17 protein-coding genes and 1 tRNA gene are annotated in these 15588 nt (G+C 71.1%); 8 read left to right on the top strand and 10 right to left on the bottom strand.

Annotated elements, in window-relative coordinates; all coding sequences use genetic code 11:
- The first annotated feature begins 156 nt into the window (after nt 1-156).
- The 3 genes from ACWDVW_RS31070 (at nt 157) to ACWDVW_RS31060 (ending at nt 2934) form a co-directional block, all read left to right on the top strand.
- Nucleotides 157-1107, top strand: a complete 951-nt coding sequence (locus ACWDVW_RS31070) for a hypothetical protein (protein ID WP_449956106.1) — start codon at nt 157-159, stop codon at nt 1105-1107.
- Entirely contained in the window at nt 1104-2798 is a 1695-nt protein-coding gene (locus ACWDVW_RS31065; RefSeq protein WP_449956103.1) for a M16 family metallopeptidase, read from the top strand. Before ACWDVW_RS31070 ends, ACWDVW_RS31065 begins: the two co-directional genes overlap by 4 nt.
- A gap of 59 nt (nt 2799-2857) precedes the next feature.
- Nucleotides 2858-2934 (top strand) — tRNA-Ile (locus ACWDVW_RS31060).
- A gap of 407 nt (nt 2935-3341) precedes the next feature.
- On the opposite strand, the gene ACWDVW_RS31055 is transcribed toward ACWDVW_RS31060, so the two are convergent.
- Complete coding sequence (locus ACWDVW_RS31055) at nt 3342-4172, bottom strand: hypothetical protein (RefSeq protein WP_449956099.1); 831 nt, start codon at nt 4170-4172, stop codon at nt 3342-3344.
- Between the two features lie 464 nt (nt 4173-4636).
- On the opposite strand from ACWDVW_RS31055, the gene ACWDVW_RS31050 reads away from it, so the two are divergent.
- Nucleotides 4637-4948, top strand: coding sequence for a type II toxin-antitoxin system prevent-host-death family antitoxin (locus ACWDVW_RS31050; RefSeq protein WP_449956096.1), 312 nt, complete (start codon nt 4637-4639; stop codon nt 4946-4948).
- Here the strand turns inward: ACWDVW_RS31050 and ACWDVW_RS31045 are convergent.
- The 3 genes from ACWDVW_RS31045 to ACWDVW_RS31035 form a co-directional block, all read right to left on the bottom strand.
- Nucleotides 4939-5193 (bottom strand): Txe/YoeB family addiction module toxin, encoded by a 255-nt coding sequence (locus ACWDVW_RS31045; RefSeq protein WP_350697970.1) that lies wholly within the window; start codon nt 5191-5193, stop codon nt 4939-4941. The genes ACWDVW_RS31050 and ACWDVW_RS31045 overlap by 10 nt on opposite strands.
- Nucleotides 5190-5474, bottom strand: coding sequence for a type II toxin-antitoxin system Phd/YefM family antitoxin (locus ACWDVW_RS31040; protein ID WP_449956093.1), 285 nt, complete (start codon nt 5472-5474; stop codon nt 5190-5192). The genes ACWDVW_RS31045 and ACWDVW_RS31040 overlap by 4 nt, the downstream gene beginning before the upstream one ends.
- Nucleotides 5475-5752: 278 nt before the next feature.
- Nucleotides 5753-5971: a hypothetical protein gene (locus tag ACWDVW_RS31035; RefSeq protein ID WP_449956091.1), complete on the bottom strand. Its 219-nt coding sequence runs from the start codon at nt 5969-5971 to the stop codon at nt 5753-5755.
- 253 nt (nt 5972-6224) lie between these two features.
- Between ACWDVW_RS31035 and ACWDVW_RS31030 the strand changes: the two genes are divergently transcribed.
- Both ACWDVW_RS31030 and ACWDVW_RS31025 read left to right on the top strand, forming a co-directional pair.
- Entirely contained in the window at nt 6225-6710 is a 486-nt protein-coding gene (locus ACWDVW_RS31030) for a hypothetical protein (protein WP_449956088.1), read from the top strand.
- A 104-nt stretch (nt 6711-6814) separates the two neighbouring features.
- Complete coding sequence (locus tag ACWDVW_RS31025) at nt 6815-7621, top strand: hypothetical protein (protein WP_449956087.1); 807 nt, start codon at nt 6815-6817, stop codon at nt 7619-7621.
- 70 nt (nt 7622-7691) lie between these two features.
- On the opposite strand, the gene ACWDVW_RS31020 is transcribed toward ACWDVW_RS31025, so the two are convergent.
- The 4 genes from ACWDVW_RS31020 to ACWDVW_RS31005 form a co-directional block, all read right to left on the bottom strand.
- Entirely contained in the window at nt 7692-9749 is a 2058-nt protein-coding gene (locus tag ACWDVW_RS31020) for a DUF4153 domain-containing protein (protein WP_449956084.1), read from the bottom strand.
- 99 nt (nt 9750-9848) lie between these two features.
- Nucleotides 9849-10544, bottom strand: a complete 696-nt coding sequence (locus ACWDVW_RS31015) for a dihydrofolate reductase family protein (RefSeq protein WP_449956081.1) — start codon at nt 10542-10544, stop codon at nt 9849-9851.
- Between the two features lie 69 nt (nt 10545-10613).
- Nucleotides 10614-11870 (bottom strand): RNA polymerase sigma factor, encoded by a 1257-nt coding sequence (locus ACWDVW_RS31010; protein ID WP_449956109.1) that lies wholly within the window; start codon nt 11868-11870, stop codon nt 10614-10616.
- A 2-nt stretch (nt 11871-11872) separates the two neighbouring features.
- Nucleotides 11873-12244, bottom strand: a complete 372-nt coding sequence (locus ACWDVW_RS31005) for a YciI family protein (protein WP_449956080.1) — start codon at nt 12242-12244, stop codon at nt 11873-11875.
- 286 nt (nt 12245-12530) lie between these two features.
- Between ACWDVW_RS31005 and ACWDVW_RS31000 the strand changes: the two genes are divergently transcribed.
- On the top strand, nt 12531-12800 hold the full coding sequence (locus ACWDVW_RS31000) for a hypothetical protein (RefSeq protein ID WP_396750458.1): 270 nt from the start codon (nt 12531-12533) through the stop codon (nt 12798-12800).
- Nucleotides 12800-13837 (top strand): hypothetical protein, encoded by a 1038-nt coding sequence (locus tag ACWDVW_RS30995; RefSeq protein WP_449956077.1) that lies wholly within the window; start codon nt 12800-12802, stop codon nt 13835-13837. The genes ACWDVW_RS31000 and ACWDVW_RS30995 overlap by 1 nt, the downstream gene beginning before the upstream one ends.
- Nucleotides 13838-13840: 3 nt before the next feature.
- On the opposite strand, the gene ACWDVW_RS30990 is transcribed toward ACWDVW_RS30995, so the two are convergent.
- Together ACWDVW_RS30990 and ACWDVW_RS30985 are read right to left on the bottom strand one after the other, a co-directional pair.
- The gene (locus tag ACWDVW_RS30990) at nt 13841-15004 is read right to left on the bottom strand and encodes a hypothetical protein (protein WP_449956074.1); all 1164 of its coding nucleotides are present in this window, start codon (nt 15002-15004) and stop codon (nt 13841-13843) included.
- On the bottom strand, nt 15001-15525 hold the full coding sequence (locus tag ACWDVW_RS30985; protein ID WP_449956071.1) for a SigE family RNA polymerase sigma factor: 525 nt from the start codon (nt 15523-15525) through the stop codon (nt 15001-15003). Before ACWDVW_RS30985 ends, ACWDVW_RS30990 begins: the two co-directional genes overlap by 4 nt.
- Nucleotides 15526-15588: the final 63 nt, after the last annotated feature.

The raw sequence follows: 15588 nt of genomic DNA, 5'->3' as shown, positions 1-15588 counted from the left end.
GGCCGCCGTTCGTCGACCCCTCGGTGAAGTGACCGGCGACCCCGTGCGGTGACTCAGGAGCGGGGCGGCTCCCCGGCCCGGACCTGCCCGCACGGCGGCGGCGGGCAGCGAAAACGGGGACACCGGAGCCGAAGATGATCACCTATTATCCTCGCTGTGCCCGCACCCCTCCCGCCGGTGACCTTCGACGTCGCTGCGGCATATCCGCAGGTCGCGGCCGGTCGTGGCGCCTTGGCCGCCGGCGACTGGCGGGCTCTGCGCGCGCTCGTCGACGCCCAGGACGCACACGGCCGGACCGTGCTGGTCGGCGAGGTCGGCGGCGCCCCCGAGGCGGAGCGGGTCCTGCGCGCGGTGCTCGCCGAGCACCCGGAGGACCCGGTGGCGGGAGCGATGCTCGGCGCGCACCTGATCCGGGTTGGTTGGCGCATCCGCACCGTCCTGCCGGCCCAGCACGTCAGTCGGAGGCAGTTCGCCTACTTCTTCGACCACCTGCGCCGGGCCGAGCAGATTCTGATCGAGGTCACCGCCCGCCACCCGCAGGACGCGGCAGCCTGGACTCAGCGGATCACCAGCGGCCGAGGACTACAGGTCGGGCAGGCCGAGGCCCGCCGCCGGTACGACCGGCTCGCCGCCCACCACCCGCATCACCTGCCGGCACAGGCGTCGCTGATCCAGCAGTTCTGCCCCAAGTGGAGCGGCACCTGGGAGAAGACGCACGCCTTCGCCCACGAGTGCGCCGAGGCCGCGCCACCCGGCGCCGCCAACGCGGTGCTCGTCGTCGAGGCGTACCTGGAACAGGCCCTCGACCATGACCGGGTCTCCGCCGCGAGCGAATTCCTGCGCGCCCCGGCGGTGGCCGCCCGGATCCGCGCGGCGGCGGAACGCTCCGTCTGGCACCCCGACTACCGCGACGGCTGGGGTTGGGTGTGGGTACGCAGCACCTTCGCCCTCGCGTTCTGCCTGATGCAGAAGTGGCACCCGGCGGCGCGCGAGTTCGCCGCCCTCGGCGGCTTCGGCGACGAGTCGATGTTCGGCTATCTCGGTGACGGGGCGACCGAGTTCCAGCGGCTGCGCGCGAAGGCGTACGCGAAGGCCGGCCGGCCGTGATCGCGCACCTGGACACCGACGGGGTCCCCACGTTGCTCGCGCCGACCGGCGGGCCGATGCGGGCCGGGCTGACCTTCCGGGTCGGCACCGCCGACGAGACCCTGGCCCGGCACGGCATCACCCACCTGCTCGAACACCTCGCCCTCGCGCCGCTCGGCAGCGCCGACTACCACTTCAACGGCGCCACCGGACCGGTCTTCACCACCTTCCACATGCAGGGCTCCGAACACGACATCGCCAGCTTCCTCACCGCCGTCTGCGCCCACCTCACCGACCTGCCCACCGGGCGGCTGGAGGTGGAGAAGGACATCCTGCGCACCGAGTGGAGCAGCCGGGGCAGCGCCGCCATCGACGACATCCCGCTGTGGCGGCACGGTGCCCGTGACTTCGGGTTGGGCAGCTACCCCGAGTGGGGACTCGCCGCGCTCACCGTCGACGACCTGCGCCAGTGGGCGGCGCGCTGGTTCACCCGCGAGAACGCGGTGCTCTGGATCGCCGGTGACCGGGTCCCCGACGGGCTGACCCTCACGCTGCCCAGCGGCACCCGGCAGCCCGTACCGGCCGCGTCGTCGGCGCTGCCCGCCACCCCGGCGTACTTCGTGCGCGGCAACCAGGCCGTGGTGCTCGACGCGGTGGTGCGGCGCGGGCCCGCCGCCGGTCTCTTCGTGGACGTGTTGGAACGCGAACTGTTCCGTGCGCTGCGCCAGGACGCCGGCCTCTCCTACACGATCGCGGGCGGCTACGAGCCGCGCGGTGACGGCCACGCCATCCTGCGCGCCCTCGCCGACGCGCTGGCCGAGAAGCAGGACGCCGTCCTCGGCGGCTTCGTCGACGTGCTGGCCAAGCTGCGGGTCGGCCGGATCGAACAGACCGACCTCGACGCCGCCGTGGCCAAGCGCATCGACCTGCTGGCCACCGCCGAGGCCGATGCCGCCAGACTGACCGGGTACGCCTTCAACCTGCTCACCGGCGAGCCCAACCTCAGCCTCGACGAGCACCGCGCCGCGCTGAGGGCGGTCACCGTGGCCGACCTGCACCAGGTCGCCCAGGAGGTACACGCCTCGGCGCTGCTGATGGTGCCCGAGGGCACCCGTGCCGACTGGGCCGGTTTCGTCGCCGCCCCCACCACCACCGAGCCGGTCCCCGCCGGCACCACCCACCGCTCCCGCGACGACGACGGCCAACTCCGCGTCGGCTTCGACGGCATCAGCTACCTCGGTGACGGCGGCCCACTCACCGTCCGGTACGCCGACTGCGCCGTCATGCTCGCCTGGCCCGACGGCGCCCGCCAACTGATCGGCCACGACGCGATCGTGGTGCACGTCGAGCCGACCCTGTACGACCTGCGCCCGCCCGGACTGGCCGTGCTGGACACCGCCGTACCCGCCGACCGGCGGGTCGCCATGCCACCCCGTGACCCCCAGCAGATCCCGCAACCCGGCGGCGTACGCGACGAGCGCGACCACGTACCCCGCCCCCGGCGTGCGCGGCGGGAGACGCTGCTCCTGCTGCTCGGCGGCCTGGTCGTCCTCAGCCTCGGCGGCCGGGCCCTGCTGCTCACCGTCGACGTGGTCCTCGAACCCCCCACGGAAGACGCCGGCGGGCGGTGGGGTGCGGTCGTCCGAGGCTGGCTGCTCACTGTTATCCTCGCGTTGCCCATCGTGCTGTTGGCGCGGGGGCGACGCCGGTGAGAAGCGCCCATCGATGCTGGCCGGTGATCGACTGGGCGGGATAAGATCCGCGCGGTGCCGGGGCGGTAGCTCAGCCGGTTAGAGCAGGGGACTCATAATCCCTCGGTCACGGGTTCGAGTCCCGTCCGCCCCACCAGCCGTTTTCCCTGCTCAACCATGCTGCCGACGACCCGGACCGATCGCGTCGAGGTCCGGACCGACACCGTCAGTCCGCACTGAGTCCGCAGCCGCACGAGCCGCAGCCCGGTCGAGGCGGTCCGGGAAGGCTGGTAGGTGCACGACTGCCCGACGAGGAGATCTAGATCCGCACATGGTGAAGGCCAGGACTCCAGTCCTGGCCTTCTTGGTCGCTCCTACCTGCTACTTCTCGCTAGCCGTCTTCCGAACCTTGAGGCCCTTGAGAGGCTTCGCGGCTCCACGGGTTTTGGCGGCCTTACCAGCCGAGATGGTGCCCGAGCGGTCACGACGGAGTGAAGCCTCAACTGCAACACCTGGCGAGCCAGGCCGGAAGTCGTTCGTGGCGTAGTGCATGGGCGGCCTCTCTCAGGCGGGGTTGAGGTCCTTCCCATAGTAGTGCTTCCGCTTGATCCACTTGAAGCCTTCGTGTTTGGTGATACCCGCAATATCTACAGGTCCACCCACCGTGTCAGCGCCTGGGGTAAAACGGACAAACTTGACGGTGACGTCGATCAGGAACTCGGCAAGATCGATTGCATCCTGAAAGGGCATGCCCGGCTGGACGAACGGCACCAGGAGGTGTTGCCGGATCTCGTTCATGGCGGCGGGAACGACAGTAGGGTCGACACCGAGCTTCACCAGGGCATCAGGAAGTCCGCCGCTGAAGCCGAGGAGAAGTCGGGCGATTGCTTCCGGCTGACCGTTCCAGACCATCCCGGAGTCCTCGACTGGCCTGACTAGGCTGGGCTCTGGACAGTCGCCCGGTCTCATGTCGATCTGGTACTCCTCCGCCATCATGGCGCCAGAGGAATACCCGGCGACGATAAATCCGGTGTAGATTTCCCCCTGGTTACCCTTCGCATCCTTGAAGGCCGGAGCGAAGTGTTCGTCGAACATGAATTTGCGAAACCGCTTCGCGATCTCCTCGACGGAGTAGTTCGCCGGATCGAAGTCTGAGGCGAGGTCCGTCCGGAAGTGCTTCACCAGTGTCTCGATGGACGAGTTGCCGAACGCGCCCGTGCCCCAGGTGACCGCGCCGATGGGTGAGCCTTTGCGTAAGTTGAACACCTTGTTGGCGTTCTTGTACACGTTCAACACGTGTGCTTGCCCTGCCGGATCCAGGCCTACCAACGTGCTTGCACTGTCGGCTCCCAGGACGAGCCCGTCGTTGACCTTCAACGAGATCGCGATGGTCATGTCGTTTGTCCCCCAACTACAGCCTTGTAGTCCCCTCCGGCCGTGATTGAACCCCGCGAGTACGACACTTTGCAAACAGGTGGGTGGACTGCCATCCGGACAAGCTGTGGACAAGGCGTTCGATCCGGGGGAGGGCGAACGGCGGCAACTGATGTTGAATCTTCCTCGCATTGGCGTACTGGCTTTTCAACCAGCGGAGGGCCAAGCGAACCCTGTGGACAAGAGGAACTCGAGCGAGCAGTCCGCATCCAGTCCGCAAGAGGTCGACGGACGGCGAGGGAGTGGTGAGAGACGTCGAGAGGCGTTTTCGCTGCTAGGAGCCTACTCGGGCAGGTCGTTGGGTCGCCCATTTTGATCTCATAATCCCTCGGTCACGGGTTCGAGTCCCGTCCGCCCCACTCACCGCCCTGACCTGCTGTTTTGGGGGCGGGAGGTGATCGTCACGCGAACCGGCGGCGTGGCATTTGAAGGAACTGCAGACGCCCCGACGGCTTAGGAACCAGCCTGCTGAGCTGTTGGGGCGGGTGCGTGGCCACCACGAGCGAGTGACGGTCACGGTGCACGGCTGGCCGTCCGCCGTGCTGGTTCACGCTGCACACCACGGCCGACCGTCTGCCGAGCGCTCCCCGAACGGTTGCCAGAGACCGCCGCGTATGGGTTCCCGGACTGCTGGTGCGAGAGCAACACGGGGGCGGAAGGCGCTGCTGCCGCCGTCGTTGGATCGGACCGCCGCAGGAGGTATTCCTCGGCGGCTGGCCGGGTTACCTCATTCGTAGTGGTAGCGGCACTGTGCGATCTGCACTGTGTCGTCCAGGATCCGGTATACGAGGCGGTGCTCCTGGTCGATGCGTCTCGACCAGAATCCCGCCCAGTTGCCGCGGAGCTGCTCCGGTTTGCCGATGCCCTGGTGGCCGTTGCGTCTGATGTCCTCGATCAAGGCGTTCACTCGTTTGAGCATCTGACGATCTCGTTGCCAGGTCAGGTAATCTTCCCAGCCTCGGCCGGCGAATTGGACCTTCACGCTGCCGGTGCCTCGCCTGAGCTGGCGTCGGGGTCAATCAGGTCGCGCATCTCCCCACCCCCGTTGCGCAGCTCTTCGACGGCTTCGTTCAGCCGGCGCGCGTTGGCGGGGCTGGCCATCAGGTAGGCCGTCTCCTTCAACGACTCGTACTCGCGCAGCGAGATAATGACCGCGGCCTCCCGGCCGGAGCGGGTCACCACCACTTCCTCGGCGTCGTCCACGACATGGTCGAGCATCTTGGCCAGATTCTGCCTGACCTCCGAGTAAGGAACGGTTCGCATACTGCCTCCCAACGTTACGTACAATAAATTGTACAAGACGGCGTGCGGAGCTGCGTGCCAGCTGGTGCAACGTCTGGCCTGGAACGGTCGATCAGGCCCAGCGGCGGCGCGGACGCAGCAGGAGCGGCTCACCGACGATCGCCGGATGGTTCGCATGGTGGTGCCTCCGGCCCACCATCTTCTACCAGGAGAACCAGGCCGCCGCGTCTTCGCGGAGGTGATCTCCGTAGAACCTTGTTTGGTGCAACCACGTCACCCGTGGTCAGCCCTGCGTAGGGCTAGTCCGGGGTGTAGCCGTGGGCTCGGAGGATCTGACGCACGCGCTCGCGGGTGTACCCGGTGATCCGCACGATGTCGACCTGGCGCATGCCGTCGCGGGCGGCGGCCACGATGGCGGCGGCGAGCTGATCCCTGGTCTCGGTGACCTTCTCCCGATCCTGAGCCGCGCGCTCTGCGGACGCGGCGGCAGTCGCCTGCGCGATGTGAAACGCACGCACAGCATCTGCTAGTCGGTTGGCCACATCGCAAATGATCTCACTAGCCAACCAGGGGCCACGAGTGGCAATGGGCGTTAGGCCAAGTGCTACGCAATTTCTCTTGCCCATATGGGCCAACTGATGTTTGCTGGTTTGGCTAGCAATCTGCGGCCCCCGGCTAGCGCAGCCACGCCAACCGAGGGCCTTGATCGCCCCAGGGAGGCGACCCATGCGCACACTACCCACACCGACCGCCTGCGAAGAACCTGCGACGGTGCGGATCGAGCTGTACACGTCAGGCTCCCTTGACGCCTGCGTGTACACCTGCGCCGCGCACACGATCCACGTCACCGCCGTGGTCGCCAAGGCCGGGATGGACGCCTACCCGACCGGAATGGCGCCCGACGTTGAGCGGCCCTGCGGCTATGTGCATGTGTTCGCGACCGGCACCCTTGCCGATGAGCCCGCCGACCTGACCCACCCGCGCTGGTGCGACCGCCGCGACTGTCAGCGCCGCGGCCAGCATCGCTCGCCAGCTCGGCACCTGGACACCAACCGGCCGGAGGCGTTCATCGTTGACGTGTCCCTGGTGCAAGCGCTGCACCCGGCAGCTGAGCCGATGGTGAACCTGACCAGCGCGGAGGGCAGCGCCGCTGCCAGCCTGGTCCTGTCGATCGGGCAGGTACGCGTCCTGCGTTACAGGCTGGCACACCTGCTGGACCGGGCCAAGGCAGGCCCAGAGAGGTTCGAGATCTGGTGACCCATCGCTGTCCGGCTCGGGACAGAGCGCGTCCGGGTGGCCGACGGTGCCGTCATCATCGTCGATACCACCCCTCGCACGACTCGCGTCTGAACGGAGAAACGATGCGGACGCATCCCCGACTGCGGTCGATCGCCACACTGGCCGCCGCCCTGGTCGCCACGCTCACCGCCGCCCTGCTGCCGGCCGCGCCGGCTCTCGCGCTGCCTTCGGGCACCGGCTGGTCGGCGTCGTGGAACTACTACCACCCCACCGCCTACCAGTACTCCGGCACGCTGCCCGGGGTGCGCCTGACCGGGTACGCCACCGACAACGCCGGCATTTCGTCGACCGTCGGCACCATCGAGGACATCGCAGCGGACGGGCGCTGTGCCCGGGTGCTGCTCTACGCCGCTGGCGTCGGCTACATCGCCGACCGTACGGCATGCGGCAACGGCACCTACCTGACCTACAACACCGGCACCTACAACCAGGGTCTGCTGGTGGTCGTCTACCGGATGATCGACGGCACCACCACGTACGACAAGGGGTTCCACCTGTTCATCCCGGCCTCGGCCACGGACTCCGGGCTGCGGACGGTCGGCACCGGCGCGAGCTGGTCGTACTACACCTCGACCGCCTTCCAGTACGCGATCACCCGCGACGGCGTCAGCTCGGTGGGCTACGGCGCACACCAGTCCGGTGACCTGCGCTCCTCGGTGAGCACCGTGGAGAAGACCGCCGGCACGGCGGGATGCGCCTCCGGCAAGGTCACCGGCGGGACGACGGTCAGCGGCAGCACCTGCGTCAACGGCGGTACGGCCTCGTTCCACCGGTTCGACCACAGCTACAACCTGGAGGCGTCCGCCTGCTACCAGCCCACCGCCGGCACCCAGCGCTGCCTGGCGGTGAACATCCCCGAGCCCTGGTGATACCGGCCGTTCCGCCACCGGCATCGCCTCGACCGGGCCGGGCCGCCTCGGGCCGGCCCGGTCGACGGGGTCAGCGGCGGGTCTTCGGCAGGTCGAACTGGTCGGCGCGGCGGCAGTCCCGCTGGTTGCCGATGGCCTCGGGACCCAACCGGTCGAGTACCGCCCGGGCCCGGTCGCGACCCCGGTTCCAGGCGTACCACGGGTCCGGTTCGGCCAGGTCGTCGGCGATCCAGCTCAGGGTGCACCGGCGTACCGGGTCGGGCAGGGCGGCCAGCGCGGGCGTGGCGTCGGCCGAGAGTGCCCGCAGATACCAGGCGTCGATCCGGCCGGTCTCCTGGTAGCGGTCGATGTTGCGGCGGGCCACGTAGTCCTCGGGGTTGAGCGCCGCCAACCCGAGCAGCATCACCACCGCGAGCGCCGTGGTGAGCCGGGGGATCCAGCCGCCGCGCCACCGGACGCCGGCTACCAGGACCATCAGGAAGACGGCTCCGAGCAGCAGCTCGAACGCCATCACGAAGACGCGCTCGCCGGTGAAGCTGTAGACCTTCTGGTAGGTCCACATCCGGGACAGTGCCGACACCACGATCACCACGCTCAACGCGCTGAGCAGGCCGAGCAGGATGCGCAGCAGTATCCGGTCGCGCGGGGTGTCCCGGCGGGCCCAGCGGGTCACCCCGCCGAGGAGCGCCAACGTCAGCACGGTCACCGCGACCAACTGCCAGAAGCCGCTGCGGGCGTACTCGGCGTAGCTGAGGCCGGTGGTCGACAGCACGTGCCGCTGCCCGCCGAACAGGACGGTGAACTGCACCAGCACGAAGCCGCCGAAGAGGGCGGTCAGGGCGGCGATCGGCGGGGCCCACTCGACCAGGCTGAGCCGCCGGGCGGTGGGTCGGTCCACCAGGGACAGGTCCGGCGGCGCCGCGAGCGTGTAGAGCGCGGCCACCGAGATCAGGCCACCGACGGCGGCCAGGAACAGCCACCGGACCACCCCGCCGCCGCTGACCTCGGGGATGAGGACGCCGAGCGCCTGGGAGAAGGCGGCGTCGGCGGAGGAGAGCAGCGCGCCGAAGACGACCAGGACGGCCACGGTGGCGGTGACCGAGCCGACGACGCGGCGGGTGGTGCCGTCGCCGCCGGACGCCCGGACGTGGGCGCGCACCCACGGCAGTCCGCGTAGCGCGGCGAGCGGGGCGGCGCCGAGGCTGAACAGGATCGAGCGCATCCGCCGTCCGCCGACGATCGCCAGGGCCGCGCAGCACAGCGCCGCGAGCACGCAGAACGTCACCAGCCACCAGGCGTTGCGGAAGGCCAGCACCGCGAGCAGCGCCAGGGCGGCACCGGCCCAGCCGGCCCGGACCCACCGCTCGGCCCTGGGCAGGTCGGCGGTGTGCCGGCGGACGGCGACCAGCACCCCGGCGGTCAGCACCAGCCAACCGAGGAACCAACCGACGCCGGTACGCCCCAACGGCACGAACGCGGCCACCCCGAGTGCCCCGGCCAGGACCGCCAGCGGGGTGGCCCGATCCCGGGCCGGTGCCGGGCCGGGCCACGCCCGGTCCAGGAACGACGGTTGCAGTGGCCGGGTCCGGAAGTCGTACGGCGAGCCGGGCACCCGGTAGCCGGGCGCGGGCGGCACGGGAACGCCGGGCAGCGCCGCCGATGGTGCCGCACCGGGAACCCGCTGGCCCGGCGCTGCCGTCTCCGGAATCCGCTGCGCTGGTGGTGATGCCGCCTTCGAGACCGGCTCGGTCACCGCCGGAGCCGGGGAGTCCGGGGGAGTCCCGGGCGGGGGAGTGGAGCCGACCGGGGTGGAGACCGTCGCGGCGGCCGGGGGCGGGGTCGCCGAAGCGGCCACCGTCGAGGTGTCCGGGGCGGTGGCGGCCGAGTCGTCGTCGGCCGCCACCAGCGGGAGGAAGATCGCGTACCCCCGGGTGCCCGGCGGCACGGTCACCGGGATGGCCCAGGCGGGTTGGTCGGCAGCGCCGGGCCAGACGATGGGTGACAACCCGTCGGTGGGCGGCAGGACCAGCAGCCGGGGTGGCGTCCCGGTGGGACCGGCGTCGGGTGGCACAGGGATGTCGCCGGGTTCCTTGGTCGGGAAACGCTCGGCGGGTGGCGGCTCGGACACCGCGCCCTCCTCGATGGACGAATTGCCGTCACTCTAAGGGCGGTACACCTCTGCGCGTTGCCCCCTCTGCCCGGGATGCGGCGACCCGTCGGCCCACGCTCACTCGGGCGTGCCGGTGCCCCGGCCCCGGTCGTCCAGGACCAGCGGAGCGCGGCCGCGTACGGCGTACCGGATGTGGGTGACCTCGGGGGTGGGCACCACCCGGATGGGGGACATCTCGATCGCCTCGAAGTCGTCCAGGCCCAGGTCGGGGTCGAACAGGCGCAGGCCGTCGCCGAGCACCACCGGCACCACGTGCAGTTCCAACTCGTCCAGCAGACCGGCCCGCAGCACCTGCCGGACCAGGCTGCCGCCGCCGGCCACCGCCACGTCCCTGTCGCCGGCCGCCTCGCGGGCCTGTGCCACGGCGGCGGCCACCCCGTCGGTGACGTAGGTGAAGCTGGTGCCGCCCTGACGCAGCAGCGTCGGGCGGGGCCGGTGGGTCACCACGAAGACCGGGGCCCGGAACGGCGGCTCGTCGCCCCACGGCACCTCACCGCCGTCGGCCATCCGCCGCCCCATCACGTACGCGCCGGCCGCGCCGAACGACTCGGCGACGATCTCCGAGTTGACGTCGTGCTCGCCGCCGGCGAAACCCTGCCGTTCGCGCCACGACGACGCGGCGGTGACCCAGCGGGTGACCCGGAAGAAGCCGTGGCTCTCCGCCGAGTGCATCCAGTCGCCGGTCCCGTCGTGTCGTGGGCCGGCGTAGCAGCCGTCCAGCGACACCGACAGTTGCGCGGTCACCTTGGTCATCTCCGTACCTCCGCAGTCTGCGGCGGGCACCCGCCGCTCACCGGTGGATCGGAGCCGGACCGGCCACTTCTACCGATCGCCGTTGTGTCCTGGGTCACTCTCGCAGTGGGCGGCGCGGCGCAGCAGGTGCCGCCGTTCGGCGTCGTTGCCGGCGAGGTCGGCCGCCCGACGCCAGGTGACCGCCGCGGCGCTCCGGTCGCCGGCCAGCTCCAGCAGGTGGGCGCGGACCGCGTACCGCCGGTGGTGGCCGGCGAGCAGGCCCGACTCCACCTCGGCCAGCAGTGCCAACCCGGCCTCGGGCCCGCGCACCATGCCCACCGCCACCGCCCGGTTCAGCGTCGCCACCGGGTTGGGCGCCATCCGCTCCAGCACCTCATAGAGGGCGAGGACCTGTGGCCAGTCGGTCTCCTCGGTGTTCGGTGCCTCGGCGTGGACCGCGGCGATGGCGGCCTGCACCTGGTACGGGCCCGGCGGCGAGGTGGCGAGGCTCGCCGCGACCAGCGCGCAGCCCTCGGCGATCGCCGCCCGGTCCCACCGCCGACGGTCCTGCTCGGCCAGCGGCACCAGGTCGCCGTCCGGGCCGACCCGGGCCGCCGCCCGCGCCTCGGTCAACAGCATCAACGCGAGCAGCCCGGCGGTCTCGCCGTCGTCCGGCAGCCGCTCGTGCAACCGCCGGGTCAGCCGCAGCGCCTGCCGCGTCAGGTCGGCCCGGCGCAGTTCGGGGCCGCTGCTGGCGCTGTATCCCTCGTTGAACATCAGGTACAGCACCTGCCGGACCACGGCCAGCCGACGGCCCTGTTCCGCCGCCTGCGGCGGGGCGAACCGTGCGCCCGCCTCGCGCAGCCGCTGTTTGGCCCGCACGATCCGCTGCCCCATGGTCTTCTCCGGCACCAGGAAGGCGGCGGCCACCTCGGCGGTGGTGAGCCCACCAACCGCCCGCAGGGTGAGCGCGAGTTGCGCCGGTGCGGGCAGCGCCGGGTGGCAGCAGAGCAGGAACAACTCCAGCAGGTCGTCGCGGGGCGGCGCGGTGGCGTCCGGTGGCGGCGCGACGAGCGCGTCCCGTGGCAGGGCGTCGTGGGCGGTCCGTTCCCGGCGGGTCCGGGCCGCCTCGGCGCGGACGTGGTCGACGTACCGGCGGGCGGCCACGGTGTGCAGCCAGCCCGCCGGATGTTCCGGTACGCCCTCGCGCGGCCACGCCTCGACGGCCGCGACCAGCGCCTCCTGGACCGCGTCCTCGGCGGTGGCGAAGTCGCCGTAGCGGCGTACCAGGGTGCCCAGCACCTGCGGGGCGAGGCGGCGCAGCAGGTCGACGGTGGCCTCGTCCAGGCTCAGTTCCCGGCCCCGTCCTGGGTCATCAGCGGCCAGACCTCCAGGCCGCCACCGATCCCGGTGCCCATCCGCAGCCCCGGGTACGAGCGGGCGATCTCCAGCGCACGCTGCTCACTGTCCACGTCGACCACGAAGTACGACCCGACGTACTCCTTGGCCTCCAGGTACGGCCCGTCGGTCACGACCGGCGCGGCGTCGACCATGCGGACCGCCCGGGGGCGGGTTTCCAGGCCCTGCGAGTCCACCAGTTCGCCGGAGTCGCGCAGCGCCTGGTTGAAGGCGTCCACCTCGCCGATCAGCGTGGCCAGGTCGCCGTCCGGCAGGCTGCCCCAGACCTCTTCGTTGCCGTAGATCAACATCAGGTACTTCATGCGCCATCCTCATAATGATCGATATGTCCGTAAATAGACAGGACAACGGGTCCTCTCCTGACGCACTGTTGTAGCAGGTGGAGAGGCTGCGGACGGCGGGCCACGTCCGACTGGACCGCCCGGTGGACCGGGCGGACGCCCGCCCCGCCCGACAGCGACGTCGCCACCGTCATCGCGCCGAATTCTCCACCGGACGGGCACCTGCCCGCTCCGGCCGTCGCCGCACCTCCCACCGGCCGACGGGGCAGCCCGCCGGTCACCGCGATCGAGCCAGGAAGGAGCTGCCATGGCCGCTCCCACCGTCACCGCCGCCCTCAACGCCAGCACCTACGCCCCCGGGGCGCAGATGCTGCTCACCGTCACCTACGGCGATCCGGACACCAAGACGCTCACCGTCACCGTCGTGGTCACCGACGCGCAGGGCAACAGCAGCGCACCGGCCAAGGTCACCGCCGTCATCGACCCGCTCACCGTCACCGTCACCGACGCCTCCGGCCGCACCTGGACGCGGGTGTCGGATAACGGCGCGGTGGCCGTGTACCGGGCGGTGGCGTGATGACCCGGGTCACCGTCACCGTGCGCGACTCCACCGGGCAGGCCGCCAGTGCCGCCGTCGACTACGCGATCACGCCGCCCGTGCTCGGCGGCTACTACCTGGCCGGGAACGCCGACCCGACCGCCGACATGGCCGGCGGCAACTTCCGGTCGCTGACCCAGTACCGCAGCTTCGCCGACAGCTACGTCTTCCCCGGGTACAACCGGCCGTGGCTGGTCACCCTCGGCCGTGGCGGGATCCAGATCAACATGGTGCTGGAGCTCAAGCACTACGGGGCGGCCGACACCGGGGCGCAGACGTTCACCGTGGACGGGGTGCGCTACGTCGTGCCCGCCCCGGCGATGACCATCCAGCAGCGTCCCGGCGCGGTCTGGCCCAAGGCGTACGGCTACGGCCAGGTGCTCGCCGGGCAGTGCGACGGACTCTTCGCCCGGGCGCTGTCGCAGTACCGGACGATGGGGTTCGGGGTGAACATCCAGCTCGCCTCCGAGCTGGACACCGACCACGAGTTCGGCACCACCGAGTCCGGCCGGGCGTACACCTGGGCGGAGTCGGACGTGCGTGCGGTGCAGGCGATGACGTACATCGTGAACTGGTTCCGGGCCAAGTCGCTGCCGCAGGGGACCACCTTCTCGGTCGGTCTCGGCGGCTTCGACCGGCCCTGTTTCCAGCGCACCCACCCGGAGTCGCTGATGTCGCGGCTCGACTTCCTCCAGTGGAACGTCTACGCCACCAACGCCTCGCACACCGCGTTGGACCGGTTCCGCCGGACCAAGGACTGGGCCGTGGCCGACCTCGGGCCGGTGGCCCTGGCCCGTCCGGTGCTCATCGCCGAGTGGGGCGTACGCGTCGCCGAGATCCCCGACCAGTCGGCCTGGATCGCCACGGTGCCGGCCGCCATCGCCCGGCTCAACGCCGAGCGGGGCCCGTTCATCGTCCGGACCAACTACTTCAACTCGGGCTGGGGCACGCTCAGCCCGAAGGCGGCCGGACTGGCCGCCCTCCGGGCCGCGTACGCCCGTCCGCCGTACGCCTGACCGTCACCGGGCGGGCGGCGGGCCGAGCAGATCGGTGAGCGCGTCGAGCAGCGGCGCGGTGACCTGGGTGTTGACGCTCCAGAGACGCCGGGCGCTTTGGCACGGGGTGTGCCGGACCCAGAATTCGGCCGTGGCGCCGGTCGCGTCGGCCACGGTCAGCGTGTCGAACGCGGTGGGCGCGAGGTAGGCCGGCCACTCGCCGCAGTCGCTGCTCTTGGCCTTTCGGTCGAACGTGTCGTTGAGCACCGGGCGCAGGTGGTCGGCTCCCGCGCGCCGTCGCTCCTGCCGGACCAGTTCGGCGGTGCCATCGGCCACCTCGTACCGACAGGCGGTGACCTCGACCAGCGGGGTCGGCAGGACCGTCACGTAACGGTCGCTGTTGTTGAGCCGGATCCGGTCCGGCGGCCCGGGGTTGGACGGCTTGTTCCGGACCCGGTCGACGGGGATCGTGGCCGGGCAGTCCGGGGTGGTGATCGTGGCCGGGTCGGTGGTCGCGGCGAGCTGCTCCCGGTACCGGTCGAGGAACGTCGAGAAGACCTCGAAGTCGGCTCCCCGTCCGTGGGTGGCGGTGACCGCCACATGGCAGGCGCCGCCTATCCAGACCGTCACCGGCTCGCGGTCGGGGTAGCGCAGTATCAGCACCATCTCACCGTCGGCCCCTGCTGTGGTGCACATGATCTGCCCGGCCGGCAGTGGTCGCCCCTGTCCGTCCGTTGGTCTGAGCGGCTGGGCGTTGAGCAACCGGACGATCTCGTCCACCCCGGTGGTGAGGGTCCGCGGGCCGGGGTGCTCCTGCCCGATGCCCGGAGGGTCGACCTGCACCTGGCAGTTGGTGATCTCGACCGCGCCGGGTGGGACGAGTGGCTCGTCGTCGCCGTAGCGCACGGTGTCCAGGTCGGGCCGCTCGGCGAGGCTGGTCGGGCAGACGACCTCGCCGATCGGGTCGGTGGTCGTCACCGGTGGGCCGGTCCGGTCCGGCGTCCACAGCGCCGGCAGGCCGACGCCGAGCGCCACGACCAGGGTCACGGCCGCCGCCGTGCCGGTGACCACCCGGCGGCGGTGCCGGCGTACCCGGGTCCCGACCTCGGCGATGCGGTCGCGCGGGGCGGGCAGCGGGGGGACGGCGTCGTCGAACAGTCGGCGGATGTCCTCGTCGTCACGGGTCACGACACGACCTTCCGTTGGGTGAACAGGTCCAGGTTCGGATCGGTACGCAGGCTGCGCAGGGCACGGGACGACTGCACCTTCACCGTGTTCGTCGAGCAGCCCAGCACCTCGGCGGTCCGCTCCACGGAGAGGTCCTCGGCGTAGCGCAGCACCACGATCGCCCGCTGTTGGCGGCTGAGTCGGGCCAGCGCCCGGCGGAGCGCGTCCCGGTCGGCCGACTCGCGGGCCGGGTCGTCCGGGACGGCCTGCTCGGGTGGTACGGCGGACGGGACCTCGGCCCGCCACCGGCGTCGCCACCACGACACGTACGTGGTGAACAGGGCACGTCGCAGGTACGCCTCGGGATGTCCGGCGGACACCGTCGACCAGCGCTGCCACGCGGCGGCGAGCACGGTCTGCAACAGGTCCTCGGCCCGCCCGGCGTCGCCGGTCAGCAGCCAGGCCGACCGCAGCAGCGCGGCGGACCGGGTCGCCACGAACTCGGCGAAGCCCTCCGGCGGCGCCGGGTGTCCGTCGGTCATGCGCACCTCCCGGTACGTAGACGCGCGGACCGGGTCGGAAGGTTAACGGCCCACACCCCGGCT

The organism is Micromonospora sp. NPDC003241, assembly GCF_053589795.1.
Note: the sequence above shows the minus strand (reverse complement) of the source record. Positions and strands in the feature narration are given on the sequence as shown.